General features: G+C 72.3%; 21 protein-coding genes. 10 read left to right on the plus strand and 11 right to left on the minus strand.

Annotated elements, in window-relative coordinates; genetic code table 11:
* Positions 1 to 215: 215 nt before the first annotated feature.
* From ACZ7L7_RS35550 to ACZ7L7_RS35575, 6 genes are all read right to left on the minus strand, one after another.
* On the minus strand, positions 216 to 1,121 hold the full coding sequence (locus ACZ7L7_RS35550; RefSeq protein WP_471432313.1) for a universal stress protein: 906 nt from the start codon (positions 1,119 to 1,121) through the stop codon (positions 216 to 218).
* A 161-nt stretch (positions 1,122 to 1,282) separates the two neighbouring features.
* Entirely contained in the window at positions 1,283 to 1,525 is a 243-nt protein-coding gene (locus ACZ7L7_RS35555) for a DUF397 domain-containing protein (protein ID WP_093720772.1), read from the minus strand.
* A gap of 94 nt (positions 1,526 to 1,619) precedes the next feature.
* Positions 1,620 to 2,786 carry a thiolase domain-containing protein gene (locus ACZ7L7_RS35560; RefSeq protein WP_285515338.1) on the minus strand — a complete coding sequence of 389 codons (1,167 nt, stop codon included), beginning with the start codon at positions 2,784 to 2,786 and terminating at the stop codon, positions 1,620 to 1,622.
* Positions 2,783 to 3,826, minus strand: coding sequence for a thiolase domain-containing protein (locus ACZ7L7_RS35565; RefSeq protein WP_472077921.1), 1,044 nt, complete (start codon positions 3,824 to 3,826; stop codon positions 2,783 to 2,785). Before ACZ7L7_RS35565 ends, ACZ7L7_RS35560 begins: the two co-directional genes overlap by 4 nt.
* Positions 3,823 to 4,764 carry a Zn-ribbon domain-containing OB-fold protein gene (locus tag ACZ7L7_RS35570; RefSeq protein WP_472077922.1) on the minus strand — a complete coding sequence of 314 codons (942 nt, stop codon included), beginning with the start codon at positions 4,762 to 4,764 and terminating at the stop codon, positions 3,823 to 3,825. The genes ACZ7L7_RS35565 and ACZ7L7_RS35570 overlap by 4 nt, the downstream gene beginning before the upstream one ends.
* 11 nt (positions 4,765 to 4,775) lie before the next feature.
* Positions 4,776 to 5,576, minus strand: coding sequence for a crotonase/enoyl-CoA hydratase family protein (locus ACZ7L7_RS35575; protein WP_472077923.1), 801 nt, complete (start codon positions 5,574 to 5,576; stop codon positions 4,776 to 4,778).
* Between the two features lie 165 nt (positions 5,577 to 5,741).
* Between ACZ7L7_RS35575 and ACZ7L7_RS35580 the strand changes: the two genes are divergently transcribed.
* From ACZ7L7_RS35580 to ACZ7L7_RS35600, 5 genes are all read left to right on the plus strand, one after another.
* The gene (locus ACZ7L7_RS35580; protein WP_471592284.1) at positions 5,742 to 7,343 is read left to right on the plus strand and encodes an acyl-CoA synthetase; all 1,602 of its coding nucleotides are present in this window, start codon (positions 5,742 to 5,744) and stop codon (positions 7,341 to 7,343) included.
* A 99-nt stretch (positions 7,344 to 7,442) separates the two neighbouring features.
* Entirely contained in the window at positions 7,443 to 10,088 is a 2,646-nt protein-coding gene (locus ACZ7L7_RS35585; RefSeq protein WP_472077924.1) for a winged helix-turn-helix domain-containing protein, read from the plus strand.
* 15 nt (positions 10,089 to 10,103) lie between these two features.
* Positions 10,104 to 11,696 carry an MFS transporter gene (locus ACZ7L7_RS35590; protein WP_453602979.1) on the plus strand — a complete coding sequence of 531 codons (1,593 nt, stop codon included), beginning with the start codon at positions 10,104 to 10,106 and terminating at the stop codon, positions 11,694 to 11,696.
* A complete protein-coding gene (locus tag ACZ7L7_RS35595) occupies positions 11,693 to 12,214 on the plus strand; it encodes a hypothetical protein (RefSeq protein ID WP_285515345.1) in 522 nt (173 codons plus the stop codon). The genes ACZ7L7_RS35590 and ACZ7L7_RS35595 overlap by 4 nt, the downstream gene beginning before the upstream one ends.
* 146 nt (positions 12,215 to 12,360) lie before the next feature.
* Positions 12,361 to 12,558: a hypothetical protein gene (locus ACZ7L7_RS35600; protein ID WP_093720780.1), complete on the plus strand. Its 198-nt coding sequence runs from the start codon at positions 12,361 to 12,363 to the stop codon at positions 12,556 to 12,558.
* A gap of 13 nt (positions 12,559 to 12,571) precedes the next feature.
* Here the strand turns inward: ACZ7L7_RS35600 and ACZ7L7_RS35605 are convergent, their stop codons facing one another.
* Complete coding sequence (locus ACZ7L7_RS35605) at positions 12,572 to 13,978, minus strand: DUF2252 domain-containing protein (RefSeq protein ID WP_285515346.1); 1,407 nt, start codon at positions 13,976 to 13,978, stop codon at positions 12,572 to 12,574.
* 194 nt (positions 13,979 to 14,172) lie between these two features.
* Between ACZ7L7_RS35605 and ACZ7L7_RS35610 the strand changes: the two genes are divergently transcribed.
* From ACZ7L7_RS35610 to ACZ7L7_RS35625, 4 genes are all read left to right on the plus strand, one after another.
* The gene (locus tag ACZ7L7_RS35610) at positions 14,173 to 14,796 is read left to right on the plus strand and encodes an HdeD family acid-resistance protein (RefSeq protein WP_285515347.1); all 624 of its coding nucleotides are present in this window, start codon (positions 14,173 to 14,175) and stop codon (positions 14,794 to 14,796) included.
* Positions 14,797 to 14,899: 103 nt separating this feature from the next.
* The gene (locus ACZ7L7_RS35615; protein ID WP_285515348.1) at positions 14,900 to 15,367 is read left to right on the plus strand and encodes an SHOCT domain-containing protein; all 468 of its coding nucleotides are present in this window, start codon (positions 14,900 to 14,902) and stop codon (positions 15,365 to 15,367) included.
* 32 nt (positions 15,368 to 15,399) lie between these two features.
* The gene (locus ACZ7L7_RS35620; RefSeq protein ID WP_285515349.1) at positions 15,400 to 15,813 is read left to right on the plus strand and encodes a DUF7144 family membrane protein; all 414 of its coding nucleotides are present in this window, start codon (positions 15,400 to 15,402) and stop codon (positions 15,811 to 15,813) included.
* 134 nt (positions 15,814 to 15,947) lie between these two features.
* Positions 15,948 to 17,681: an alkaline phosphatase family protein gene (locus ACZ7L7_RS35625; RefSeq protein ID WP_472077925.1), complete on the plus strand. Its 1,734-nt coding sequence runs from the start codon at positions 15,948 to 15,950 to the stop codon at positions 17,679 to 17,681.
* 54 nt (positions 17,682 to 17,735) lie between these two features.
* Here ACZ7L7_RS35625 and ACZ7L7_RS35630 read toward each other — a convergent pair whose 3' ends face one another.
* A complete protein-coding gene (locus tag ACZ7L7_RS35630) occupies positions 17,736 to 18,578 on the minus strand; it encodes an alpha/beta fold hydrolase (protein WP_285515350.1) in 843 nt (280 codons plus the stop codon).
* Positions 18,579 to 18,588: 10 nt separating this feature from the next.
* Entirely contained in the window at positions 18,589 to 20,139 is a 1,551-nt protein-coding gene (locus ACZ7L7_RS35635; protein WP_453602985.1) for an acyl-CoA synthetase, read from the minus strand.
* Positions 20,140 to 20,261: 122 nt separating this feature from the next.
* On the opposite strand from ACZ7L7_RS35635, the gene ACZ7L7_RS35640 reads away from it, so the two are divergent.
* Entirely contained in the window at positions 20,262 to 22,673 is a 2,412-nt protein-coding gene (locus tag ACZ7L7_RS35640; protein WP_472077926.1) for a penicillin acylase family protein, read from the plus strand.
* A 6-nt stretch (positions 22,674 to 22,679) separates the two neighbouring features.
* On the opposite strand, the gene ACZ7L7_RS35645 is transcribed toward ACZ7L7_RS35640, so the two are convergent.
* The gene (locus tag ACZ7L7_RS35645) at positions 22,680 to 24,233 is read right to left on the minus strand and encodes an acyl-CoA synthetase (protein ID WP_472077927.1); all 1,554 of its coding nucleotides are present in this window, start codon (positions 24,231 to 24,233) and stop codon (positions 22,680 to 22,682) included.
* Positions 24,230 to 25,339, minus strand: coding sequence for a nitronate monooxygenase (locus ACZ7L7_RS35650; RefSeq protein WP_472077928.1), 1,110 nt, complete (start codon positions 25,337 to 25,339; stop codon positions 24,230 to 24,232). The genes ACZ7L7_RS35645 and ACZ7L7_RS35650 overlap by 4 nt, the downstream gene beginning before the upstream one ends.
* Positions 25,340 to 25,380 lie beyond the last annotated feature (41 nt).

Raw genomic sequence — 25,380 nt, forward strand, 5'->3', positions numbered from 1 at the left:
TACTTGGCCGTGCGCACAACCGCGGTGCCACCCTGTGCCGTCCGGCCGTTGGGGGTTGTCCGTGGCCGGGCGCCGTCCGGCGCGTGCGGGAACGTCGCGCCGCGCCCGGCGGGGTGCCCGGCTTGTGCCGTCCGGCGGGTCCCGGTTGTCGGTGGCCGGGCGCGCCCACACGGCGGAGCCGCACATCGGTACAGCCCCGCGCCCCTGAGTGCCCCCTACTCGTCGGTTGCCGTTGGGGGGACCACTGCGATGGGGCAGGCCGCGTGGAGGAGGACCGCGTGGCTCACCGAGCCGAGCATTCTGGTGGGGGCCAGCAGGCGGCGGCGGTAGCGGCCCACTACCAACAGGTCGGCGTTCTTCGAGGCCGCCACCAGGTGGCCCGCCGCGTCGCCCGGGAGGATCTGCGGGTCCGTGCGTACGTCGGGGTGGCGGGTGCGGTGGGGGGCCAGGAAGCCGTCCGCCAGGGCCCGGGTCTCGTGCTCGATCGGTTCCTGTTTGACCGGTGGCGGGAACGCCGGGACCGGGGACGCCGTCCAGACCTGGACCGGCCAGGCGTAGGCGGCGATGACCTGGAGGCGGGCGCCGCGGCGGGCCGCTTCGGTGAAGGCGAACTCGAGGGTGGCGTCGTCGGGGCTGTCGACCTGGAGGCCGACCACGACTCGGGGGCCCGGCTCGGCGGGCGGAGCGTCGTGGATCTCGCGTCCCGGACGGGGGACCACGACGACGGGGCATTCGGCGTCCCGGGCGGCGGCCAGGCCGGTGGAGCCCAGCAGGAGGCTCGCGAAGCCGCCCCGGCCGCGTGAGCCGAGTACCAACAGCTGGGCCGTGGAGGCCAGTTCGGGGAGTACGACGGTCGGGGAGCCGTCCAGCGGGACGTACTCCGCCTCCGGCCGGTCCGGGATCGCGTCGAGGTGGGCGCGGGCCCGGTCGAGCACCGGGTCGGCGGCGCCGTCCGGCGGGCCCGCTGTCAGGACGTCGGGCTGCATCCAGGGGGCGTACTGCCGTACGTGCACGACCCGCAGGGGTGCCTCGCGCAGGCGTGCCTCGGCAAGGGCCCAGTCCAGGGCCCGCAGGCTGTCGTCCGAACCGTCGACGGCCGCGATGACCGGCAGGGTGCTCATGGGGTGCCTCGCTTCCCGAGTACGTCCGTCCCCCCTCCCGGATCAGCCTGGCGCAGGGGCCGGTTCCAGGAGGGTGCTGGCGGTCGCGTGTCCGGAAATACGGTCGGAACACCCCCGGTTCGGCCCGCCGGACGGATCCGGCGGGTCCGACGCACGTCGGCTCAGGTCAGGTCGAACTCTCCCTCGCGCGCCCCCGACACGAAGGCGCCCCATTCGGCGGGTGTGAAGATCAGGGAAGGGCTCTCCGGGCGGCCGCTGTTGCGCATCGCGATGAAACCCTCGACAAAGGCGATCTGGACGTCTCCCAGACCCCGGCTGCTCGAATGCCACTCGGCGTTGCTGAGGTCCAGCTCCGGCTTGTCCCAACCCGTGAACGGCTGCTGCTGGATGGTGCTCTCGGCCACGTCCGTGCTCCTCCCGGTTCGTCGTCCGCGGCCAGCCTAGCGACCGGTTCCGGGACCCGACAGGCCACGTGAGGGGGACCTTTGCGGAGCGCTCTCAGGACGGGGGCGGTTCGGCACCGACGAGCCACATGGCGAAGAACTGCGATCCGCCGCCGTAGGCGTGCCCCAGGGCCCGGCGCGCGCCCTCGACCTGGTGTTCCCCGGCCTGGCCGCGCACCTGGAGGGCGGCCTCGGCGAACCGGATCATGCCGGAGGCGCCGATGGGGTTGGAGGAGAGCACCCCGCCGGACATGTTCACCGGCAGGTCGCCGTCCAGCTCGGTCACTCCGGCCTCGGTGAGTTTCCAGCCCTCGCCCTCGTCGGCGAAGCCGAGGTTCTCCAGCCACATCGGCTCGTACCAGGAGAACGGCACGTACATCTCGACGGCGTCGATCTCGCGGCGCGGGTCGGTGATCCCGGCCTGCCGGTAGACGTCGGCGGCGCAGTCCTTGCCTGCCCGCGGCGAGACCGCGTCCTTCCCCGCGAACAGGGTGGGTTCGCTGCGCATGGCGCCGCCGTGCATCCAGGCGGGCGGGCGGGGCGCGCGGGCGGCTCCGGCGCGGCCGGTGAGGACCATGGCGCAGGCGCCGTCGGAGGAGGGGCAGGTCTCGGAGTAGCGGATGGGGTCCCAGAGCATGGGCGAGGACTGGACCTTCTCCAGGGTGATGTCGTGCTCGTGGAGGTGGGCACAGGGGTTCTTCAGGGCGTTGCGCCGGTCCTTGTAGGCGACGAGGGAGCCGACGGTGTCGGGGGCGCCGCTGCGCCGCATGTAGGCGCGCACGTGCGGGGCGAAGAAGCCGCCCGCCCCGGCGAGCAGGGGCTGCTGGAAGGGGATGGGCAGGGACAGGCCCCACATCGCGTTGGACTCGGACTGTTTCTCGAAGGCGCAGGTCAGCACGGTGCCGTGGACGCGGGAGGCGATGAGTCCGGCGGCGACGAGGGCGGTGGAGCCGCCGACGGAGCCGGCCGTGTGGACGCGCAGCAGGGGTTTGCCGACCGCGCCGAGCGCGTCGGCGAGGTACAGCTCGGGCATCATCACGCCCTCGAAGAAGTCGGGCGCCTTGCCGATGACGACGGCGTCGATGTCGGCCCAGGTCAGCTCCGCGTCGTCGAGGGCGCGGCGGGCGGCCTCGCGGACCAGTCCGGCGATGGACACGTCCCGGCGGGCCGCGACGTGCTTGGTCTGGCCGATCCCGACGACGGCCACGGGTTCCTTGCTCATCGCGGGTCCCCTTCCAGTACGGCGACCAGGTTCTGCTGCAGACAGGGGCCGGAGGTGGCGTGGGCGAGGGCGCGGTCCGACTCGCCCCGGTGGATCGCGGCCGCCGCCTCGCCGAGGCGGATCAGTCCGGCGGCCATGACGGGGTTGGCGGCGAGCGCGCCGCCGGAGGGGTTGACGCGCACGGTGTCGTCGAGGCGCAGCGCCTTGCGCAGGACGATCTCCTGCGCGGTGAAGGGGGCGTGCAGTTCGGCCGTGTCGACGGGCCGGTCGAAGGCGCCCGCCTTTTCGGCGGCGAGACGGGTGGAGGGCGAGTCGGTGAGGTCGCGGACGCCGAGGGAGTGGGGCTCGATGCGGTGGTCGATGCCGCGGATCCAGGCGGGCCGCTCGCACAGTGCGCGGGCCCGGTCGCCGGCGGCGAGGATCACGGCGGCGGCGCCGTCGCTGATCGGCGGGCAGTCGCCGGTGCGCAGGGGGCGTACGACGTAGTCGCCGTGCGGGACGGGGCCGCGGAGCTGGGCGTGCGGGTTGTCGGTGGCGCGGCTGCGGGCGGCGATGGCCGCGAGCTGCGGTTCGTCCGTCTCGTGGGCGTCGATGAGGGCCTGTGCCTGGAGGGCGGCGAGGGCGACGGAGTCGGGCCACAGGGGCGCCACGTAGTACGGGTCGAGCTGGCGGGTGAGGACGTCGCGCAGGGAGCCCGGGGAGGACTTGCCGTAGGCGTAGACCAGGGCGGTGTCGGCGTCGCCGGTGAGGAGTTTGGTCCAGGCCTCGTACAGGGCCCAGGCGCCGTCCATCTCGACGTGCGACTCGGAGATGGGGGGCCAGGCGCCGACGCCGTCGAGGGCGAGGGTGAAGGAGAAGGCGCGGCCCGCCAGGTAGTCGCTGGAGCCGGAGCAGGTGAAGCCGATGTCGGCGGTGCGCAGTCCGGTGCGGTCGAGGACCTGGTGCAGGACCGGCATCAGCATCTCGACCTCGGAGAGGTCGTCGCTGCTGCGGCGGTGGTCGGTCTGGGCGAAGGCGACGACGGCGATCTCTCGGGTCACAGCAGCTCCCGGTAGGTGTCGTAGTCCGCGTCCGGCTCGCCGGTGGGCCGGTAGTGGTCGGGGTGGCGGGCGCCCTCGGTCCACACCGGTTCCACCCGCAGGCCCATGCGGACCTGGTCGTAGGGGATGCCCGCGATCCGGCCGTGCAGGGCGAGTCCGGCGCCGTCGAGGGCGATGTGGGCGTAGACGTAGGGGACTTCGATGTCGAGGTTCCGGGCCTTGATGTTGACGATGCAGAAGGTGGTGACGGTGCCGCGGGGGCCGACCTCGACCTGTTCGGTGGTGGCGACGCCGCAGGTGGGGCAGGCGCCGCGGGGCGGGACGTACACCTTGCGGCAGTCCGGGCAGCGTTCGCCGACCGTGCGCCGGTCGGCGAGGGCGTCGAGGTAGGCGGACTGGGCGCGGCCTGGGGTGTAGGTGTAGTCGAGGCGGGCGGGGGTGACGATGCCGGTGACCGGGTCGGCGAACTGCCCGGTGTGGCCTGTGACTTGGGTGGGTTCTCCGTCGTACGGGTCGAAGCAGGCGATGTCGGTGATGGCGCCGGTGCGGGTCGCGGCCCAGCGGACGCGGACGCGCATGCCGGTGCGAACGGCGTCGGGGCCGGGGGCGTCGAGGGCGTGCAGGAGGGCGGTGTCGGCGCCGTCGAGGCGGACCAGGACCCAGGCGAAGGGGGTGGCGAGGGGCTGGCCGGGGCGGGGGTGGGGATTCCAGGCCCAGGTGGTGACGGTGCCGGTGGGGGCGACTGCGACGAGGTCGCGCAGTTCCTCGGCGGTGACCGGGTCGTACTCGACGGGCGGGACGAGGACACGGCCGTCGGTGGTGCGGACGCCGAGGACGACCTGTTCGCGCAGTCCGGTGAGGAAGATGCTCTGGACGGGGCCGAGGGAGCGGGTGAAGGGGAACTCGACGACGAGGGGCGCGCGCAGGACTTCGGGCATCGGGGGCTCCTTCAGTGGCGGCGGAAGTCGGGCGGGCGCTTCTCCGTGAAGGCGCGGGCGCCTTCCTTGGCATCGTCGGTGTCGAAGACCGGCCAGCCGCGCTCCAGTTCGACGGCGAGCCCCTCGGTCTCGGTCATCTCGGCGGTCGCGTACACGGACGCTTTGACGGCCTCGACGGCCAGGGGGCCGCAGGCGTTGACGCGTTCGGCGATCTCCAGGGCCTTGTCGAGGGCGGTGCCGTCGGGGACGACATGGCCGATCAGACCGATGTCCGCGGCCTCCCGGGCGCTGTAGGGGCGGCCGGTGAGGAGCATTTCCAGCGCGTGGGTGCGCGGGATCTGGCGGGGCAGGCGGACGGTGGAGCCGCCGATCGGGAACAGTCCGCGGCGGACCTCGAAGAGGCCGAAGGTGGCGGACTCCCCGGCCACGCGGATGTCGGTGCCCTGGAGGATCTCGGTGCCGCCCGCGACGCAGTAGCCCTCGACGGCGGCGATGACGGGTTTGCGGGGGCGGTGGTGGCGCAGCATCGCCTTCCAGTGCAGGTCGGGGTCGGCGGTGAGCCGGTCGCGGTACTGCTCGCCCGCCATGCCCTTGCCCGCCAGTGCCTTGAGGTCCATCCCGGCGCAGAAGGAACCACCCGCGCCGGTCAGCACGATGGAGCGGACCGAGTCGTCCTCGTCCGCCTCGATCCAGCCGTCGTACAGGCCGACGAGCATCGGCAGCGAGAGCGCGTTCTTCGCTTCCGGCCGGTCGAGTGTGAGCACGAGTGTGGCGCCCTCGCGGCGCACGGTGAGGTGTTCGGTTCCGCCCATCGCCCGTCTCCCCTCTTGAGAACGAGAACAGGTTGCAGGAGGCGCCCGAGCACTTCAATAGTTTTCTGACACTCAGTCAGATTTGTTGTGCGCGGAGTCTTCACAGCCGGGCCGCCCTTTGCTCTGATGACCGGCAACCGAGGGGCAGCGAGGTCAGGAGGAGCGGTGGAGTACAACCTTGCCGACCTGTTCGAGTCGGTCGTGGACGTCGTGCCGGACCGCGAGGCGCTGGTGTATCTCGACCACCCCGGCACGGGCGCGGAGCGCAGGCTGACCTACGCCGAGCTGGACGCGGCCGCGAACCGCATCGGGCACTACCTGCTGGACAGCGGGATCGGGCCCGGTGAGCACCTCGGGCTGCATCTGTACAACGGGGTCGAGTACTTGCAGACGGTGCTCGGCTGCCTCAAGGCGCGGATCGTGCCGGTGAACGTCAACTACCGCTACGTGGAAGAGGAGTTGGTCTACCTCTACCGGGACGCGGATCTGGTGGCGGTGGTCTTCGACGCCGAGTTCGCGGACCGGGTGGCGGCGGCGCGGCCGCGTGCGGAGAAGCTGCGGCATCTCGTGCGCGTGGGCGGGGGCGGTTCGCTGGGAGTGCCGTTCGCCGAGGCGGAGGCGGCCGGTTCGCCGTCGCGGGGCTTCCCAAAGCGGTCGGGGGACGACCAGTTCATCATCTACACCGGTGGGACGACGGGGATGCCCAAGGGTGTGATGTGGCGTCAGGAGGATCTGTTCTTCGCCGGGCTGGGCGGCGGGGCGCCGACGGGTGAGCCGGTGAAGTCGCCCGAGGAACTGGCCGAGCGGGTCGCGGCGGGCGGGTCCGGGATCACCTTCTTCCCCGCTCCCCCGCTGATGCACGGCACCTCCACCCTCACCGCGTTCATCGGCTTCCACTTCGGCCAGCGGATCGTGCTGCACCGCAAGTTCGTGCCCGAGGAAGTGCTGCGCACCGTCGAGAAGGAGAAGGTCTCCAGCATGTCGCTGGTGGGCGACGCGATGCTGCGGCCGCTCATCGACGCCCTCAACGGGCCCATGAAGGGCACCGACTGCTCGTCGATGTTCTCCGTCTCCTCGTCCGGCGCGATCATGTCGGAGACGGTGCGGCGGCAGTTCCTCGAACTGGTCCCGAACGTCATGCTGCTGAACAACTTCGGGTCCTCCGAGTCCGGTTTCAACGGCACGGCCACGGAGGACTCCGGTCCCCGGCGCGGGTTCCGGATCCGGGTCAACTCCCGTACGCGGGTGGTCGATCCGGTCACCCATGAGCCGGTCGCGCCGGGCGAGGTCGGGCGGGTCGCGCAGTGCGGGCACGTCCCGCTCGGCTACTACAACGACCCGGTGAAAACCGCCGAGACGTTCTTCGAGAAGGACGGGCAGCGCTGGGTGCTCCTCGGTGACATGGCCACCGTCGACGAGGAGGGCGTGGTGACCGTCCTCGGCCGCGGTTCGCAGTGCATCAACACGGGCGGCGAGAAGGTGTACCCGGAGGAGGTCGAGCAGGCTCTGAAGTCCCACCCCGACGTGTACGACGCGCTGGTCGCCGGGGTGCCGGACGCGAAGTGGGGCCACCATGTGGCCGCCGTCGTCCAGCTCCGCGAGGGCGCCGGTCGGCTCTCCCTGGAGGACCTCCAGGCGCACTGCCGTACACATCTCGCCGGGTACAAGATCCCGCGCCAGCTGGTGCTGACGGACGCGGTGCGTCGGTCGCCGAGCGGCAAGGCGGACTACCGGTGGGCACGGGAGGTGGCCGTGGGGGCGCGGTAGACCGGGCGCCGTAGCGGGCCCGGACCCGTCCGACGGGCCGTCTCGCGGGGAAGCTGGGATTCTGGAGGCAGCAGGGTCACCGGGACCCGGCGGACGACGGTGGTGAGCGGAGTGGTCACGGTCGAACCGAGCGGGCCGGGCACGGCTGCCACGGAGGTTGATCCACTGGGCGCCCCTTATCTTCCGGGGCGTTTCACCGTACCGGCCCGGCCCCCCACGTTTCTGCGTCGCAGGCGGCTGCACGACCATCTCGACGAGGCCCTGACCACGCCGCTGACCATGGTCAACGGGGCCGCGGGTGCGGGCAAGACACTGCTGGTCGCCGACTGGGCCGACGGCCTGGACCTGCCGGTGTGCTGGCTCACCGCCGACGCCGATCCGGCGCCCGGGCTGTTCTGGGCCCATCTGATGCAGTCCCTGCACGGGCAGGGACTGCTCACTCATGGTGAGGTCGGGTTCCCGGCGGACGCGGACCATGTGGACCGCAAGTTGCTGGCCCGTCTCGCGGTGGGGCTCGCCGGCCGTCAGGGGCCCGTCGTGGTCGTGCTCGACGAATTCCACCGGGTCACCGACCCGGGCGTCGGTGAGCAGCTCGACTTCGTCCTGCGGCACGCCGGGCCCGCACTGCACCTGGTGCTCGTCACCCGCACCGAGCCCCTGCTGCCGCTGCACCGCTACCGCGCGGCCGGGACCCTCACCGAGATCCGCAACGCCGAGCTGGCCTTCACGCCCGAGGAGACGAGGGGGCTGCTGCGGCTGCACGGTCTGGAGCTGTCGCTGGCCGCCTGCCGGTGTCTGGTGGAGCGGACCGAGGGCTGGGCCGCGGGCCTCAGGCTGTGCGCCCTGGCCGCGCAGGACGCCGACGACGCCGAGACCTACCTCAAGGAGTTCGAGGCCGGACAGAGCACCGTCGCCGACTATCTCCTCGGCGAGGTGCTCACCCTGCAGTCGCCCGAGACCCAGGACCTGCTGCTGCGCGTCAGCATCCTGGACCGGTTCACCCCGGGTCTCGCCGACGCGCTCACCGGCCGGGACGACGCGGAGCGGATCCTGGAGGGGCTGCGCCGCCGCAACGCCTTCGTGGAGTCGCTCGGGCACTCCCACTACCGGCTGCACCCCCTGCTCCGGGAGATCCTGCGCTCCCACCTGGAGGTCACCCGGCCCGGCCTGCGCCGGCGCCTGCACCGGCTGGCGGCGCAGTGGCTGCACCATTCGGGTGACCTCCCCGAGTCCCTCGCGCACGCCGCCGCCGCGGGCGACTGGGAGTTCACCGCCGCCGCCCTGGTCGACGACCTGGCCATCGGGCAGCTCTTCACCGGACTGCACGCCGGGGGCCTCGCCGGGCTCTTCTCCGGCATGACCCCGCGCACCACCACCCCCGCCGCCGAGCTGATCCGCGCCGCCCGCGCCCTGGACCACCGCGACGTCACCCGCGGCCTCGCCCATCTGCACCGCGCCGAACAGACCCTGGCCACCGAGGCCACCGACCCCACGGCCGCCCAGCTCAGCTGCGCGCTCCTGGAGGCCCACGCGGCCCGGCTGACCGGCGCCCCGGGCCGGGCGGAGAAAGCGGCGCGGTCGGCCCAGGGACTGAGGGAGGAGGTCCGGGACGAGCGCCTGGAGCGGCATCCCGAGCTGGACGCCCTGCTGCTGACCCATCTGGGCGCGGCCCAGCTGTGGGCCGGACGGTTCGACGAGGCGCGGGACGCCCTCGGCACCGTCGTCGTCTCCCCCGTAGGAGCCGCGACGGCGCTGCCCCGCCAGGAGTGCCTGAGCCATCTCGCGCTCATCGACTACCTGGAGGGCTGGCTGGACCGGGCCGAACGCAAGGCGCTCGCCGCGCTGGCCGAGGCCGAGCGGTACGGGCTGCCGCCGTCCTCGGGGTCGAGCGTGGGGCATCTGGTCCGCGCCGTCGTGGCCGTCGAGCGCGACGAACTCGACCTGGCCGAACGCCTCCTCGGCGAGGCGGCCGGGTTCGGGCCGGGCGGAGCGGACGATCCGGTGACGGCGGCGGGCCGCGCGCTGGCCACGGCGCGGCTGCGCCTGGCGCAGGGGGACATCCCCGCCGCGCTGGCCGCGACCGAGCCGGCCTGCACGGCCGAGACGGTCTCCCCCTGGGAGCGGGGCCGGGCCGCCGCCCTCGCCAGCGCCGCGCACCTCGCCGAGGGCCGCCCGGAGACCGCCGCGCGGGCGCTGCTCGGCGCCCCGGACGGCCAGACGCCCTGCGCGGTCCAGGGCGCCCGCACCCTCCTCGCCACCGGCCACCCCGATGCCGCGATCGAACTGCTCGACGCCGCCCCGCCGGGAACCGGCGCCGGCCCCGCCGTCACCGTGCCCGCCCTGCTCGCCCGCGCACAGGCGCACAGCCTGGCGGGTGACCCGGCCGCCGCCCGCCGCGTCTTCAGCCGCGCCCTGCTGGAAGCCCGCCGGGAACACCTGCGCAGACCGTTCCTGGAGACCGGCCCCTGGCTGCACCGCATGCTCGCCCACGACCCCACCGAGAAGTGGCTGACGGGGGACACCGGCCCCGGCGGATCCGCCCCGCTCGTCGTGGAGGACCTCAGCGAGCGCGAGCACGACGTACTGGTCCGGCTGGCCCGGATGATGTCCACCGAGGAGATCGCCGCCGACCTGTACGTCTCCGTCAACACCGTCAAGACGCACCTCAAGGGCGTCTTCCGCAAGCTGGCCGTGAACCGCCGCACCGACGCCGTACGCCGGGCCCGCGAACTCGGCCTGTTGTGACCAAGTGAGGTGGGCATGGCGCACTGGCGGGCTCTGATCGTGCTCGGGGCGGCCCAGTTCCTGATGGTGCTGGACACCTCCGTGATGAACGTGTCGATCAGCCAACTCGTCGAGGACTTCGACACCGAGGTGACCGCCATCCAGGCCGTCATCACCCTGTACGCGCTGATGATGGCCGCCTTCATGGCCGTCGGCGCCAAACTCGGCGACATCCTGGGCCGCCGGCGGCTGTTCCTCATCGGTCTGGTGGTCTACGGCGTCGGCTCGGGGCTCACCGCGCTGGCGCCGACGGTCGGGGTCCTGGCGGTCGGCTGGTCGGTGATCGAGGGGCTGGGCGCGGCCATGGTGCTGCCTGCCATGGCCGCCCTGGTCGCGGAGACCTACCGGGGCCCGGACCGTGCCGTGGCGTACGGGGTTATCGGCGGGCTGGCCGGTGCGGGCATCGCGGTGGGGCCGCTGCTCGGCGGCTGGGTGACGACGTATCTCACCTGGCGGCTGGTCTTCGCCGGGGAGGTCGTGGTCGTCGTCGCCATGCTGGTGTGCCACCGGGTGATCACGGAGGTCCCCAGGACCGGCCCACGGCCCCGGATGGACGTCGTCGGCGCCACCCTGTCCGCGGCGGGGCTCGGACTCGGAGTGCTCGGGGTCCTGCAGAGCGGGTCCTGGGGCTGGGTGCAGCCGCGCAACCCGCCCTTCACGGTCCTGGGGTTCGCCCCGACGCTGTTCTTCGTGGCCGGATCGGCCCTGGTGCTGTACGCCTTCGTGGCCTGGGAACGCCGCCGGACGGCCCGGCACGCCGACCCGCTGGTGCACCTGACCCTGCTGGAGCGGCCCGCGCTGCGCGCCGGGCTGCTGACCATGCTCAGCCAGAACCTGATCCTGCTGGGCCTGTTCTTCGCCGTGCCGCTCTATCTCCAGGTGGTCCAGGGCTTCGACGCGTTCGAGACGGGACTGCGGCTGCTGCCGGTCTCCGTGACGATGCTCCTCGCCTCCCTCGGCGCCTCCCGGTTCGCCCGCAAGGTGCCGCCGCGCACCCTCGTCAGGGTCTCCCTGCTGACCCTCGCGGCGGCCGTCGTCTGGCTGCTGGCCACCATCGACCCGAAGATCGACGACTCCCAGTTCGCCGGTGCCATGGCGCTGCTGGGCCTCGGCATGGGACTGCTCGTATCGCAACTGGGCAACGTGGTGCAGTCCAGCGCCACCGAGGAGGAGCGCAGCGAGGCCGGTGGTCTGCAGTACACCGCCCAGAACCTGGGCTCGGCGCTGGGCACCGCGCTGATCGGCTCGCTGCTGATCGGCGCGCTCGCGCAGTCCTTCACCGCCCATGTCGAGGACGATCCCCGGCTGTCGGCCGAGGCCCGGGAACAGACCGGGATCGCCCTGGAGGCCGGGGTGTCCTTCGTCTCCACCGACCAGGTGCGGGCCGGGGCCGAGCGGGCCGGGCTGCCGCCCGCCGAGGTGGACGCCGTCACCGAGGACTACGCGGCGGCCCAGTTGAAGGGCCTCAAGGCGGCCGTCCTCGCGACGGGCGGGATCACCCTGGCGACCTTCCTGGTGACGGCCCGGCTGCCGGGGCGCGCCAAGGCCGAGCACGGGACCGGGTCATGAGGTCACCGGAAGCCCGGGAGGCCCGCAGGGAGCGGCGGGCCGAGCGGCGGGCGCACGCCGACTTCACCGGTGGTGTCTACGGCTCGCTGCTCGCGGCCTCCGTGGTGCTCGGCGCGGGCTCGCTCGGGAACTTCCCGCGGGTGGAGCTGGTGGTGCTGCTGGTGCTGACCGGCGTGGTGTTCTGGCTGGCGCACGTGCACGCCAAGCTGTTCGGGGAGCGGCTCGGGCAGCACGCCCTGGACCGGCGCACGGTGCTGGCGGTGTGCCGCGAGGAGTGGCCCATCCTGCGGGCCTCGCTGCCCCCGGCGCTCGCCGTGGCGGTCAGTCCGCTGCTGGGCCTGGATGTGCAGGGCGGCATCTGGCTGGCCCTCGTCGTGGCCGTGGTGGGCCAGGTGGGCTGGTCGGTGCGGGCGGCGGTCAGGGTGGGGGCGTCCTGGCGTCTGGTGCTCATCAGCGCGGCGGTGAACCTGTTGCTGGGACTGGTGATCGTCGCCTTCAAGCTGTGGGTGAAGCACTGAACCGCGGCGATCGCCGCATCCCGTTTCACCTGTACCGGGTGAGGCCCCGCGGCGGCCGGTGCCGCACGATCGTAGGGCGGGGTGCCCAAGGCCCTCGCGACGACCCTGTCTTCAGCCCGCGCACCCCTTTCGCGGGGAGAACCGCCATGCGCTACGAGATCCGTGTCGACGGCCAGATGTCGGAAACGCTCGCCAAGTCCTTCCCGGAGCTGAGCCATGTCGTGATGGCCGGACAGACGATCCTGTTCGGCCCGGTGGTCGACGAGGCCCATATCTACGGGCTCGTGGCCCGCTGCCAGTCCCTGGGACTGCGCATCGTGGAGATGCGCAGGAGGCCCGAGTAGGCCAGGGCCGCCCTCACGCCGCGCGGGCGGTGACCCGGCCGGAGCGCGCCGCCGCGCCCAGTGCCTCGAAGTCCCGCTCGTTGCGGTCCGCGTACACCTGCGCGAACGCGACGAGCGCCCGGTCGAAGCGGTCGCTGCCGCCGAGGTAGGAGTCGATGGCTACGGGGTCGCCGGAGCGGGCGTGCGCGCGGGCCAGGGAGGCCCCGCACAGCTGGGCGAACAGGTTCAGCAGCCGGGGGTCCATCGTCTCGGGGCGCACGATGCCCTTCCAGTCCCGCAGCTGCCGTACGTAGAAGTCCCGGCCACGGCCGTCCAGGCCCACCACGCGGGTCCAGCCCAGCAGGATGTCGCTGGTGGTCTGGATGAGCCGCTGGCCCTCGACCACGCGGCGGCCCTGGTTGTCGTAGTCGTCGCCGCCGGTGTGCGCGGCGAGCACCGACTGCTGGGCCTCCTTGGCCTGGAGCAGCAGGGGATCGTCGTCGTCCCGGCCGAGCAGGAGCAGGATCCAGCAGCGGGTGCCGACGCTGCCGACGCCCACGACCTTGCGGGCGATGTCGACCAGCCGGAAGTGGCGCAGCAGGTGGCGGCGCTCGGCGGACAGGCTGGCCGTGTACTGGTCGAGGACCGTCGCCAGCTCCTTCTCCGTGGCCGCGTCGTCGGGTCCGGTCAGGTCGGCGAGCGGGGTGATCAGCGGGGGGTCTGCCGCGATCCGGCGTCCCTCGGGCGTGTCGGTGGTGAGCCGGGCGAACGCCTGGAGGTGGGTGCGGGTGCGGGCCTTGGCGGTGGCCTGCGCGGTGCGGCGCCGGGCCCGCTTGTCCATGGACGAGGCCATGAGTTCGCGCATGCGGTCGGCGTCGTCCTGGGCGTACCAGACGTCCAGGGTGCGCATCCCGGCGAGCTGCCGGATGCGCAGCCGGTAGGCCCGTACGCACTCCCGTGCCGCGGTGTCCTGCTCGCGGGTGGTGAAGCCGTTGGCGCGGGCGGCGATGACGAAGCTGGCGGCCAGGCGCTTGACGTCCCATTCGAAGGGGCCGGCGAGGGTTTCGTCGAAGTCGTTGATGTCGAAGACGAGGTGCCGTTCCGGGGAGGCCAGCAGCCGGAAGTTCAGCAGGTGGGCGTCCCCGCAGAGCCGGACGGTGAGCCCGGTGTCCGGGTGGGCGCCCAGATCGGCCGCCATGATGGCGGCGGCGCCGCGGTAGAAGCGGAACGGCGACTCCAGCATCCGTCCGTAGCGGATGGGCACCAGCTCCTGCAGCCGGGTCGCCGACTGGGCCTCGATCACGTCGACGGGGTCGAAGCGCTCCGGTCCGGCCTCGAAACGCGCCTGGTCGGCGCGGGGCACCCGGCGCCGGGCCTGCCTGCCGAGGGCCGCCCGCTCGCCCGGGGTCAGGTCGAAGGAGTACGCACTCCGTGCGATCATCGCCCGCCTCCTCGTCGGTAGCCCGCCACCGGGGCTGCGCGGCTCCACCCTCGCCGTCGTCCGGCGGCAGGGGATCACCCTTGGCGGGTGATCCGGGGTCGGGCGGTCCGGCGGGACGCTGGCCCGGTGGGATCTCCCCGCACCGCCCCGCCGGCTCCCGGCGGCGGCGCTTCCCCTCGGGGCGAGGAGGAGCGATGACCGAATCGCAGGGCACGGCCGGGCCGTCGTCCGGGACCGACCCGTTCTCCGGCAGGCCGCTGCGGGAGGATCCCGAGGACGTCCTGGGCCGGCTGGGCGGGTCGTGGACCTGGATGCTGGGGTCCGCCCTGGCCACCTTGGTGCCGGGCATCCTGCTCCTGGTGTGGCCGGACGCCACCCTTCAGGTCGTCGCGGTGCTCTTCGGCCTGTATCTGCTGGTCACGGGCGCGTTCCGGTTCGTGGCCGTGTTCGGCCAGGAGCGCGGCGAGCGGGTTCCCGGGCTGCTGATCTCGGTGCTCTTCGTGCTGGCCGGGGTGCTGTGCATGCGCAACCCCCTGCAGACCATCGCCGCCCTGTCGGTGATCGTCGGCGTGGTGTGGCTGGTGTCGGGCCTGCTGACCGCCTATACGGCCGTGGCCGCGAAGGACCTGCCGCACCGGGGTGTGCTCTTCGCCGCGGCGCTGCTCGGCATCGTCGCGGGGATCGTGGTGCTGGCCCTGCCGAGCGAATCGGCGGTGGCGCTGACCCGGCTGCTGGGCCTGTGGCTCGTACTGCTGGGCCTGATGGAGATCGCGGTGGCCTTCGCCTGGCGGTCGGCGGTACGCCGGATCACCGCGTGAACCTGCGGGTCACCCCCTTTGGGTGAGGCCGGTCCCCCCTTGCCGTGTGCACGCTCGGAACGGACAACGACAGTCGGGCAACCGCCCGGACGGAGGCGACAACATGAGCACAGCCACATACCTCGCGTACGACTTCCCGCTCCTCAGCATGTTCTGGACGATGCTGTGGTTCTTCCTGTGGATCATGTGGTTCGTCCTGCTGTTCCGGATCATCGTGGACATCTTCCGCGACGACCAGCTCAGCGGCTGGGGCAAGGCCGGCTGGCTCCTGTTCGTCATCCTGCTGCCCTTCCTCGGCGTGCTCGTGTACGTCATCGCCCGCGGCAAGAACATGGGCCATCGCGAGATCGCGCAGGCGCGCGCCCAGCAGGAGGCGTTCGACTCCTACATCCGCGACACCGCCGGTGGCCGCGCCAGCAGCGCCGACGAGCTGACCAAGCTGGCCCGGCTCAAGGAGAGCGGCGCCATCACGGAGGAGGAGTTCCAGCGGGCCAAGGCACAGATCCTCAGCGGCTCCGGGACCGCGGGCACCCGCAAGGAACCGCAGTCCGCCGGGGCGGCCGGCCACTGAGGCCGGCGCACGAGACGAGATGAGGCAGCGGCATGACAGCGACACACAGCGCACCTCCGCACGGCACCGCGAAGCAGAGCTGGGCCACCGGTCTGACCGTCTTCGCCGGTGTGATGCTGATGATCGGCGGTGTCCTCGACATCACGCGCGGCATCATGGCGATCGCCGAGGACGACGTCTTCGTCCGCACCCCGAACTACGTCTTCGAGTTCGACCTGACCAGCTGGGGCTGGATCCATCTGATCCTGGGCATAGCCGCCGTCCTGGTCTCGCTCGGCCTGTTCAGTGAGGCGACGTGGGCGCGGGTGGCGGGCGTGGCGGTCGCCTCGCTCGTGATCATCGGCAACTTCCTCTCCCTGCCGTACTACCCGGTGTGGTCGGTGGTGCTGATCGCCATCTCCGCGCTGATCATCTGGGCGTTGTGCGTGGAACGCCCCCGCGAGTGAACCGATCCGGACCCGGTGTCCGGCGGTAACCCCGCCCTGGCGCGCGTACCGTGCGTATGCACAGGCCCGGAGGCTGAACGCAGGCCGACGGCCGACCGTACGCATGAAGACGGGACGCAAGGAAGGGACCAGGGGTGTCGCAAGTCACGGACCAACTGCCGGACACCGAGAAGGACCAGGAGGAGGACCGTACCGAGGAAGTGGCCGAGCGCCCCGGGCTGTTCCGATGGCGGGTGCGGTACCCGCGTACGGCCCGGGGCGTCACCGTGGCCACCACCGTGCTCGCCGGTGTCCTTGTCCTGTGCGCGCTGGTGCTGCCCAACCGCGTGGAACGGCTCACGTTCGGCGCGTTCTTCCGCATCCCCGCCGAGGGCGTCCTGATCGCCGGTCTGCTGCTGTCGGTGCCCGCGCGCACCCGGCGGATCATCGCGGTCGTGACCGGGGTGCTGCTCGGTCTGCTGTCGGTGCTGAAGTTCCTGGACATGGGCTTCTACCAGGTGCTGGCCCGCCCCTTCGACCTGGTCCTGGACTGGATCCTGCTCGACGACGCGGCGGAGTTCGTGCGTGAGACGTACGGACGGACCAGCGAGGTCCTGGCCGTGATCGGGGTGGTGCTGCTGGTGGCGGTAGTCGTGGCGGCGACCACGCTGGCGACCGTGCGGGTCACGAACCTGATGATGCGTCACCGTCCGGTGGCCGCCCGCACCACGCTGATCCTCGGCACCGCGTGGATCACCTGCGTCACGCTGGGCGTGCAGTTCACCGATGCCCCGCTCGCCTCCAAGATCAACGCCGACTATGTCAACAAGCGGGTCGACCAGGTCCAGGCCGGGCTGAAGGACGGGGAGATCTTCCGCAAGCAGGCCGCCGTGGACGCCTTCGCGAAGACCCCGCCCGACCAGTTGCTGACCGGACTGCGCGGCAAGGACGTGCTGTTCACCTTCATCGAGAGCTACGGCCGGGTCGCGATCGACGATCCGGCGATGGCCGAGCAGACCGACTCCGTGCTCACCGAGGGCACCGAGCGGCTGGAGAAGGCCGGGTTCGCCGCGCGCAGCGGCTGGCTGACGTCCCCGGTGACGGGCGCGGGCAGCTGGCTCGCCCACTCCACGTTCCTGTCCGGACTGTGGATCAAGAACCAGCAGCGGTACCGGAGTCTGACCACCAGCGACCGGGCGACCCTGAACAGCTACTTCCGCAAGACCGGCGCCTGGAACACGGTCGGCATCGTGCCGGGGGTGCGCCGGGCCTGGCCGGAGGGCAAGTACTTCGCGCTGGACCGCATCTACGACTCCGAGCACCTCGGCTACCACGGCCCCTACTTCAGCTGGACGCCGGTGCCGGACCAGTTCAGCCTGGAGGCGTTCGAGCGGCTGGAGCACGGCAGGAAGGACCGTGAGCCGATCATGGCGGAGATCATCCTGGCCTCCAGCCACAACCCGTGGTCACCGATCGCCCGGATGATCGACTGGGAGGACCTGGGCGACGGTTCCGTCTTCCACAAGATCAAGGAGGAGGGCACGGACCCGAAGGAGGTCTGGAAGGACTCCGACAAGGTCCGCGCCGAGTACGCGAACGCCATCGAGTACTCGCTGCGCAGCCTCGTGGAGTACATGGAGCGCTACGGCGACGAGGACACGGTGCTGGTCTTCCTCGGCGACCACCAGCCGGTGCCGACGGTCACCCAGGGCAGCCGGAGCAGGGACGTGCCGATCTCGATCGTGGCCAAGGACCCGAAGGTGCTGGAGCGCGTCGAGGACTGGGGCTGGACCGAGGGCCTCAAGCCGGCCGAGGACGCCCCTCAGTGGCCGATGAACACGTTCCGGGACCGGTTCATGACGGCGTACGGGCCGGACGGGGGGCGGTAGCCCCTACGCCGCCGTGCTCATGGGCGCCTGTGACGGCACCGGCTCCTGCCACCGTCACGGGCGCCCGTCCAGGAACCGGCTCACGCGGTCGGCGAACCAGGCGGGGTCGTCCAGCCAGGGGTAGTGGCCCGCGCCCGGCTGGACGGCGACCTCGGCATGCGGGAAGACGGCGGCCGTGCGGCGGGCCAGTTCCGGGTTGGGGGCGCCGTCGAGTTCGCCGGTCAGCAGGAGCACGGGGGCGGTGAGGCGGGACAGGGCGGCGCGGGTGGCGTCCGGGTCGTAGGCGCCCTCGGAGCCGTACACCTCGGCGGCCTCGTCGTTGAACTCCTCGTCCGCGCGGGCCTCGTGCTCCCGGGCCGCCGCGTCCCAGCGCCCGTAGAAGAGGGGCGCCATCTCGGGGCCGGGGTCGGCGGTGCCGTCGAGCCAGGACTCCAGTGCCGCGAACGCCTCCTCGAACCAGGGCTCGCCCTTGCGCAGCAGCGCGGCCGAGCGGCGGTCCTCGGGGGTCGCGGTGGTGCCGAGCGCCCAGGGGTTGGCGGTGACCAGGACGAGGCTGCGGACCCGCTCCGGGTGGCGGGCGGCGTACAGCAGGGCGAGGCTGCCGCCCGCGGAGTGCCCGAGCAGGTCCATCCGGTCCAGCCCCAGACGGACCCTCAGCGCCTCCACGTCCGCCACCATCCGGTCGCAGCGGTACGTCGCCGGGTCGGCCGGTGTCGCGGAGTCGCCGGTGCCCCGCAGGTCGAGCCGGACCAGGTTCTGCCCGGCGTCCAGTCCGCCCAGGTTCCCGAGGTAGGAGGAGGCGCGCATGGGCCCGCCGGGCAGGACGACCAGCGGGTCTCCCTCCCCTTGGGCGTGGTAGGCGAGGCGGGTTCCGTCGGCAGCGGTGACGATCGGCATGGCGCCGATCCTAGGTCGCTGAGGGCGTGCCGGGCGTCGGGTGGGATCTTGCGGGCTCGGCCTGGGATTCCGCGAACCGGTCCCGCAGTTCCCGCTTGAGGATCTTGCCGCTGGCGTTGCGGGGCAGCGCGTCCACGAAGACGACCCGCTTGGGTGCCTTGAAGTGCGGCAGCTTCTCCTTGGCGCGCTCGATGAGTTCGGCCTCGGTGACCTCGCCGCGCGGGACGACGAAGGCGGTGACCGCCTCGATCCAGCGTTCGTCGGGCAGGCCCACCACGGCGACCTCGGCCACCGCGTCATGGGTGTAGAGGGCGTCCTCGACCTGGCGGGAGGCGACCAGCACGCCACCGGAGTTGATGACGTCCTTCACCCGGTCCACGATCGTGAAGTAGCCGTGGGCGTCGCGGACCGCGAGGTCGCCGGAGTGGAACCAGCCGTCGCGGAATGCCTCGGCGGTCTCCTCCGGCTTCTCCCAGTAGCCCTCGCACAACTGCGGGGACCGGTAGACGATTTCGCCGGGTGTGCCGTCGGGCACGTCCTTGCCGTCCTCGTCCACCACGCGGGCGTCGACGAAGAGCACCGGCCGCCCGCAGGAGTCCATGCGGCCCTTGTGCTCGTCCGGCGCGAGGACGGTGGCCAGCGGGCCGATCTCGCTCTGCCCGAAACAGTTGTAGAAGCCCAGGTCCGGCAGGCGTTCGCGGAGTCGCTCCAGTACGGGCACCGGCATGATCGAGGCGCCGTAGTAGGCCTTGCGCAGGGCGCTCAGGTCGCGGGTGGCGAAGTCGGGGCGGTTGGCCAGGCCGATCCACACCGTCGGCGGGGCGAACAGGCTGTCCACACGACCGGCCTCGATCAGGTCGAAGAGGCGGTCGCCGTCGGGGGCGTCGAGGACGATGTTGGTCGCGCCGACCGCGAGGTAGGGCAGCAGGAAGACGTGCATCTGCGCGGAGTGGTACAGCGGCAGCGAGTGCACCGGCCGGTCCCCGGCGCTCAGATCGAGGGCGGTGATGGCGCTCAGGTACTCGTGCACCAGGGCCCGGTGCGTCATCATCGCGCCCTTGGGCAGGGCGGTGGTGCCGGAGGTGTACAGCAGTTGCACCAGGTCCTCGGCGCGCGGCTCCGGGCCGTCGTACGCGGGGGCGGAGGCGAGCAGTTCCAGCAGGGAGCCGTCGGCGTCGCGCAGCGGCAGGGTCCGGGTGCCGTCCGGGAGCCGGGACGCGAGGTCCGGGTCGGTGAGGACGAGGGAACTGCCCGACTGGTCGAGGAGATACGCCAGATCGTCGCCGGTGAGGTTCTGGTTGACCGGCACATGGACCAGGCCCGCGCGGGCGCAGGCGAGGAAGCCGATCGCATAGGCGTCGGAGTTGTGGCCGTAGGCGCCGACCCGGTCACCGGGCCGCAGTCCCTGCCCGAGCAGGACGCTCGCCGCGCGCGAGACCGCCTCGTCGAACTCCTCGTACGTCCAGGTCCGGTCGCGGTACTCGACCGCGACGCGGGCCGGGGTGCGGCGGGCGCTGCGCCGCAGTACTCCGTCAACCGTGCTGCCGTGTCCGGGCGTCATGGGAGTTGATCCTCGGTGCCCGTTCCGGGGAGGTCAAGAGACCGTACGAGCGACACGTTCCCCTGGCACATACCGGTTGGTACGCTCAACCGCCCCTTCCCCCAATGACGTTGGGAGGCTCGATGCGCATCAGACCCGGACGGGTCGTCGCCGCGGCCGTCGCCCTGCTCACCGCCTCAGCCGTACTGCCGGCTTCCGCGGCCGAGCGTGCGGACCGCGGTGAACGCCCTTCGCACGGCGGCCTGTCGGCCGTGATCCGCTACACCGAGTACGGCATTCCGCACATCCTCGCCAAGGACTACAAGAACCTCGGCTTCGGCACCGGCTGGGCGCAGGCCAGCGACCAGGTGTGCACGCTCGCCGACGGTTTCGTGACCGTGCGGGGGGAGCGCTCCCGGTACTTCGGGCCGGACGCGCCGTCCGACAGCGCGCTGTCCTCGGCGGGCAAGAACCTCTCCAGCGATCTGTACTTCCGCGGGGTGCGGGAGTCGGGCACGGTGGAGAAGCTGCTGGCGGAGCCCGCCCCGCGCGGGCCGAGCCGCCAGGTCAAGGACCTGATGCGTGGATTCACGGCCGGGTACAACGCCTGGCTGAAGCAGCACAAGGTCACCGATCCGGCGTGCAAGGGCGCCTCCTGGGTGCGTCCGGTCAGTGAACTCGACGTGGCCACGCGGGCGTTCGCGCTGTCGGTGCTGGGCGGGCAGGGGCGTGCCGTGGACGGCATCACGGCCGCGCAGCCGCCTACGGCGGGCACGGCGTCGAAGGCTCCCGACGCGAAGGACTCGGCCCGTGCCGCGCGGGAGCTGTTCGCCGCCGACACCGCCGACATGGGCTCCAACGCGGTCGCCTTCTCCGGGGCCACCACGGCCAACGGGCGCGGTCTGCTGCTGGGCAACCCGCACTACCCCTGGCAGGGCGGCCGCCGCTTCTGGCAGTCGCAGCAGACCATCCCCGGCGAGCTGAACGCGGCGGGCGGCTCGCTGCTCGGCAGCCCCACCATCTCCATAGGCCACAACTCCCATGTGGCGTGGAGCCACACCGTCGCCACCGGCGTGCCCATGAACCTGCACCAGCTGACGCTGGACCCGGCCGACCCGACGGTGTACGTCGTCGACGGCAAGCCGGAGCGGATGACGCGGCGCACGGTCACCGTGGCCGTGAAGGACGGCGCCCCGGTCACCCGCACCCAGTGGTGGACGCGGTACGGGCCGGTCGTCACCTCGCTGGGCTCCGCGCTGCCGCTGCCGTGGACGGCCACGACGGCCTACGCGCTCAACGACCCCAACTCCCGTAACCTGCGCGTCTCCGACGCCGGTCTCGACTTCAGCAAGGCCCGCAGCACCGCGGACATGCTGCGCGCGCTGAAGCGCACCCAGGGCCTGCCGTGGGTGAACACCATCGCCGCGGACTCCACCGGCCACACCCTGTTCACGCAGTCCCAGGTGCTCCCCCGGATCACCGACGAACTGGACCGGACCTGCTCCACTCCGCTGGGCCGGTTCACCTACCCGAGCGCCGGGCTGGCGATCCTCGACGGCTCGCGCGGCGCCTGCGCCCTCGGCTCCGACCCCGACGCCGTGCAGCCGGGCATCTTCGGGCCCTCGAAGATGCCGACGATGACGGACGCGCCGTACGCGGAGAACTCCAACGACAGTGCCTGGCTGGCCAACGCGGACCGTCCGCTGACCGGGTACGAGCGGGTCTTCGGCACGATCGGCACGCAGCGTTCGCTGCGCACGCGCGGAGCCGTCGAGGACGTGTCCGCCATGGCGGAGCGCGGGCGGCTGACCGTACGGGACCTTGAGGCGCAGCAGTTCGCCAACCGGGTCCCCGCGGCCGACCTCGCCGCGACGGACGCGGCGACGGCGTGTGCCGCGCTTCCGGGCGGCACCGCGACGGGCAGCAACGGCGCGTCGATCGATGTCTCGGGCGCGTGCAAGGTACTGGCCGCCTGGGACCGCTCCATGGACACCGACAGCCGGGGCGCGCTGCTCTTCGACCGGTTCTGGCGCAAGCTGACGGCGACGGTTCCGGCGGCGCAACTGTGGCAAGTGCCGTTCTCGGCGGCGGACCCGGTGGCCACGCCGAACACCCTCAACACGTCCGCCCCGGGCTTCGCCACGGCGCTCGCGGACGCGGTCGCCGAGCTGCGGGCGGCGGGCATCGCGCTGGACGCGCCGCTCGGACGCAACCAGTACGTGGTGCGCGGCGGCGACCGTATCCCGGTGCCGGGCGGCACCGAGGGCCTGGGCGTGTGGAACAAGATCGAGCCGGTGTGGGACGCGGCCAAGGGCGCCTACACGGAGGTGACGACGGGCTCCAGCTACATCCAGGCCGTCGGCTGGAACGGCACGCGCTGCCCGGTGGCGCGCACCCTGCTCACCTACTCCCAGTCCTCCAACCCCGCCTCGCGCCACCACAGCGACCAGACCCGGCTGTTCTCCGGTGAGAAGTGGGTGACGTCCCGCTTCTGCGAGAAGGACATCTTCCGGTCGCCGGCGCTGAAGGTGGTGGTGGCGCGCGAGCGGCGCTGACCTCGCTCACACGAGGCGGGTGCGCCCCTGCCAGTACGGGTCGCGCAGCCGTCGTTTGTAGAGCTTGCCGTTGGGGTCGCGGGGCATCTCCGTGACGAAGTCGACGCTCTTCGGGCACTTGAACCCGGCGAGTCGTGCGGCGCAGTGGGCGAGGAGGTCGGCCGCCAGGTCCGGGCCCGGGGTGTGCCCCGGGGCCGGTTCCACCACGGCCTTGACCTCCTCGCCCCAGTCGTCGTGCGGGATGCCGAAGGCGGCGGCGTCCGCGACGGCGGGGTGGGCGAGAAGGACGGACTCGATCTCGGCGGGGTAGATGTTGACGCCGCCCGAGATGATCATGTCGATCTTGCGGTCGCGCAGGAAGAGACAGCCGTCCTCGTCGAGGTAGCCGAGGTCGCCGACGGTGAAGAAGCCGCCGATGCGGTTCCTGCGGGTCTTGGTCTCGTCCTTGTGGTAGCTGAAGGCGCCGGTGGCCATCTTCATGTAGACGGTGCCGAGTTGGCCGGGTGGCAGCCGGTTGCCGTCGTCGTCGAACACCGCCAGCTCACTGATGGGCCACGCCTTGCCGACCGTGCCGGGCTTCTTGAGCCAGTCCTGGGCGGTGGCGAAGGCGCCGCCGCCCTCGCTGGCCGCGTAGTACTCCTCCACGCACATGCCCCACCAGTCGATCATCGCCCGTTTCACATGGTCGGGGCAGGGGGCGGCGCCGTGGATGGCGTGCCGCATGCTGGAGACGTCGTAGCGGTCCCGTACGTCCTGCGGCAGGGCCAGCAGGCGGTGGAACTGGGTCGGGACCATGTGGGTATGGGTGCAGCGGTGGGAGTCGATCAGGCGGAGCATCTCCTCGGGCGCCCACTTGTCCATGAGCACCAGCCGGTGGCCGATGTGCAGGGACGCGCCCGCGAACTGGAGCACCGCCGTGTGGTAGAGCGGCGAGCAGACCAGGTGCACGTTGTCGTCGTACGGCTTGATGCCGAAGATGCCGAGGAATCCGCCGAGATACGACTCCTCGGGCGGCTTGCCGGGCAGCGGGCGGCGGATGCCGCGGGGGCGGCCGGTGGTGCCGGAGGTGTAGTTCATGACCCAGCCGAGGGTGCGGTCGGCAGGCGGTGACTGCGGCTGTCCGGCGAGGAGTTCGGCGTACGGGCGGAAGCCCGCGATCGTGCCTACGCAGTAGCGGTGGGTCGCCGGGAGCCCTGCCTCCTCGGCCGCCTGGCGTGCGGTGTCGGCGAAGCGGTCGTGGGCGATGAGCACCTTGGCGCCGGAGTCGGCGACGATCCAGGCGATCTCCGGGGCGACGAAGTGGTGGTTGACGGGGACGAGGTAGAACCCGGCCTGGCTGGCGGCGAGATAGGCGGCGAAGAACTCCGGGCCGTTGGGGAGGACCACGGCGAAGGCGTCCCCGCGGGCGAGTCCGGCCGCGCGCAGGCCGTGCACGAGGCGGTTGGCGTCGGCGTGGAGGCGTCCCGCGGTCCATTCCTCGCCGTCGGGGGCGATCAGGACGGTGCGGCCGGGGTCACGGGTCGCCTGGGCCCAGAAGCCCGTGGGGGGTGCGGTGGTCATCGGCCGCTCCTTCCGGCGATGCGGTGGATGCGGTCGACGGCCTGCTCGAAGCCCCGGGTGAGGTCGTCGAAGACGGCCTGGACGCTGCGTTCGCTGGTCATCCGGCCGACGATCTGGCCGACGGGGGTGCCGAGCAGCGGCTCGACCTCGTAGCGCTGGATGCGGGAGACGGCCTCGGCGACGAGCAGGCCCTGGAGGGGCATCGGGAGGGTGCCGGGGCCGGACGGGTCGTCCCAGGCGTCGGTCCACTCGGTGCGCAACTGGCGGGCGGGCTTGCCGGTCAGGGCGCGGGAGCGGACGGTGTCGCCGGATCCGGCGGCGAGGAGTTTGCGGGTCAGGGCCGGGGAGTGCAGGTCGGCCTCGGTGGTGGTGAGCCAGATCGAGCCGAGCCACACGCCCTGGGCGCCGAGCGCGAGGGCCGCCGCGACCTGTCGGCCGCTGCCGATGCCGCCGGCCGCCAGGACGGGCAGCGGGGCCACGGCGTCCACGACCTCCGGGGTGAGCACCATGGAGGCGATCTCGCCGGTGTGGCCGCCCGCCTCGTAGCCCTGGGCGACGACGATGTCGATGCCCGCCTCCTGGTGCTTGCGGGCGTGGCGGGCGCTGCCGGCCAGGGCGGCGACCAGGATGTCCTGGTCGTGGGCGCGGTCCACGACGTCGGCGGGCGGTGAGCCGAGGGCGTTGGCGAGGAGGCGGATCGGGTAGTCGAAGGCGACGTCGAGCTGAGTACGGGCGACCTGCTCCATCCAGCCGGTGATCCGCCAGCCGGAGGCCTCCCCCTCGGCGAGTTCGGGCACGCCGTACTTGGCGAGGGTGTCCCGTACGAACGCGCGGTGCCCCTCCGGGATCATCGCCTCCACGTCGTCCTCGGTGACGCCCTCCACCTTCTTCGCGGGCATGACGACGTCCAGGCCGTAGGGGCGGCCGTCGACATGGGCCTCGATCCAGTCGAGGTCGCGTTTGAGGTCGTCGGGGGCGGTGTAGCGGACCGCGCCGAGCACCCCGAAGCCGCCCGCCCGGCTGATGGCCGCGGCGACGGCGGGGAACGGCGTGAAGCCGAAGACGGCGTGCTCGACTCCCAGTTGCTTGCTCAGCTCCGTCTGCATGGGCGCAGGATGCCGGACTCCTGCGGAGGACGGAAGAGGTT

The organism is Streptomyces sp. NPDC110618, from assembly GCF_055657065.1.

Coding starts and splice junctions, on each gene's coding strand:
- ACZ7L7_RS35610 (WP_285515347.1), top strand. CDS start 14,173: ATGACCGAATCGCAGGGCACGGCCGGGCCGTCGTCCGGGACCGACCCG.
- ACZ7L7_RS35635 (WP_453602985.1), bottom strand. CDS start 20,139: ATGACGCCCGGACACGGCAGCACGGTTGACGGAGTACTGCGGCGCAGC.
- ACZ7L7_RS35645 (WP_472077927.1), bottom strand. CDS start 24,233: ATGACCACCGCACCCCCCACGGGCTTCTGGGCCCAGGCGACCCGTGAC.
- ACZ7L7_RS35650 (WP_472077928.1), bottom strand. CDS start 25,339: ATGCAGACGGAGCTGAGCAAGCAACTGGGAGTCGAGCACGCCGTCTTC.
- ACZ7L7_RS35640 (WP_472077926.1), top strand. CDS start 20,262: ATGCGCATCAGACCCGGACGGGTCGTCGCCGCGGCCGTCGCCCTGCTC.
- ACZ7L7_RS35560 (WP_285515338.1), bottom strand. CDS start 2,786: ATGAGCAAGGAACCCGTGGCCGTCGTCGGGATCGGCCAGACCAAGCAC.
- ACZ7L7_RS35615 (WP_285515348.1), top strand. CDS start 14,900: ATGAGCACAGCCACATACCTCGCGTACGACTTCCCGCTCCTCAGCATG.
- ACZ7L7_RS35620 (WP_285515349.1), top strand. CDS start 15,400: ATGACAGCGACACACAGCGCACCTCCGCACGGCACCGCGAAGCAGAGC.
- ACZ7L7_RS35570 (WP_472077922.1), bottom strand. CDS start 4,764: ATGCCCGAAGTCCTGCGCGCGCCCCTCGTCGTCGAGTTCCCCTTCACC.
- ACZ7L7_RS35630 (WP_285515350.1), bottom strand. CDS start 18,578: ATGCCGATCGTCACCGCTGCCGACGGAACCCGCCTCGCCTACCACGCC.
- ACZ7L7_RS35600 (WP_093720780.1), top strand. CDS start 12,361: ATGCGCTACGAGATCCGTGTCGACGGCCAGATGTCGGAAACGCTCGCC.
- ACZ7L7_RS35605 (WP_285515346.1), bottom strand. CDS start 13,978: ATGATCGCACGGAGTGCGTACTCCTTCGACCTGACCCCGGGCGAGCGG.
- ACZ7L7_RS35550 (WP_471432313.1), bottom strand. CDS start 1,121: ATGAGCACCCTGCCGGTCATCGCGGCCGTCGACGGTTCGGACGACAGC.
- ACZ7L7_RS35590 (WP_453602979.1), top strand. CDS start 10,104: ATGGCGCACTGGCGGGCTCTGATCGTGCTCGGGGCGGCCCAGTTCCTG.
- ACZ7L7_RS35575 (WP_472077923.1), bottom strand. CDS start 5,576: ATGGGCGGAACCGAACACCTCACCGTGCGCCGCGAGGGCGCCACACTC.
- ACZ7L7_RS35595 (WP_285515345.1), top strand. CDS start 11,693: ATGAGGTCACCGGAAGCCCGGGAGGCCCGCAGGGAGCGGCGGGCCGAG.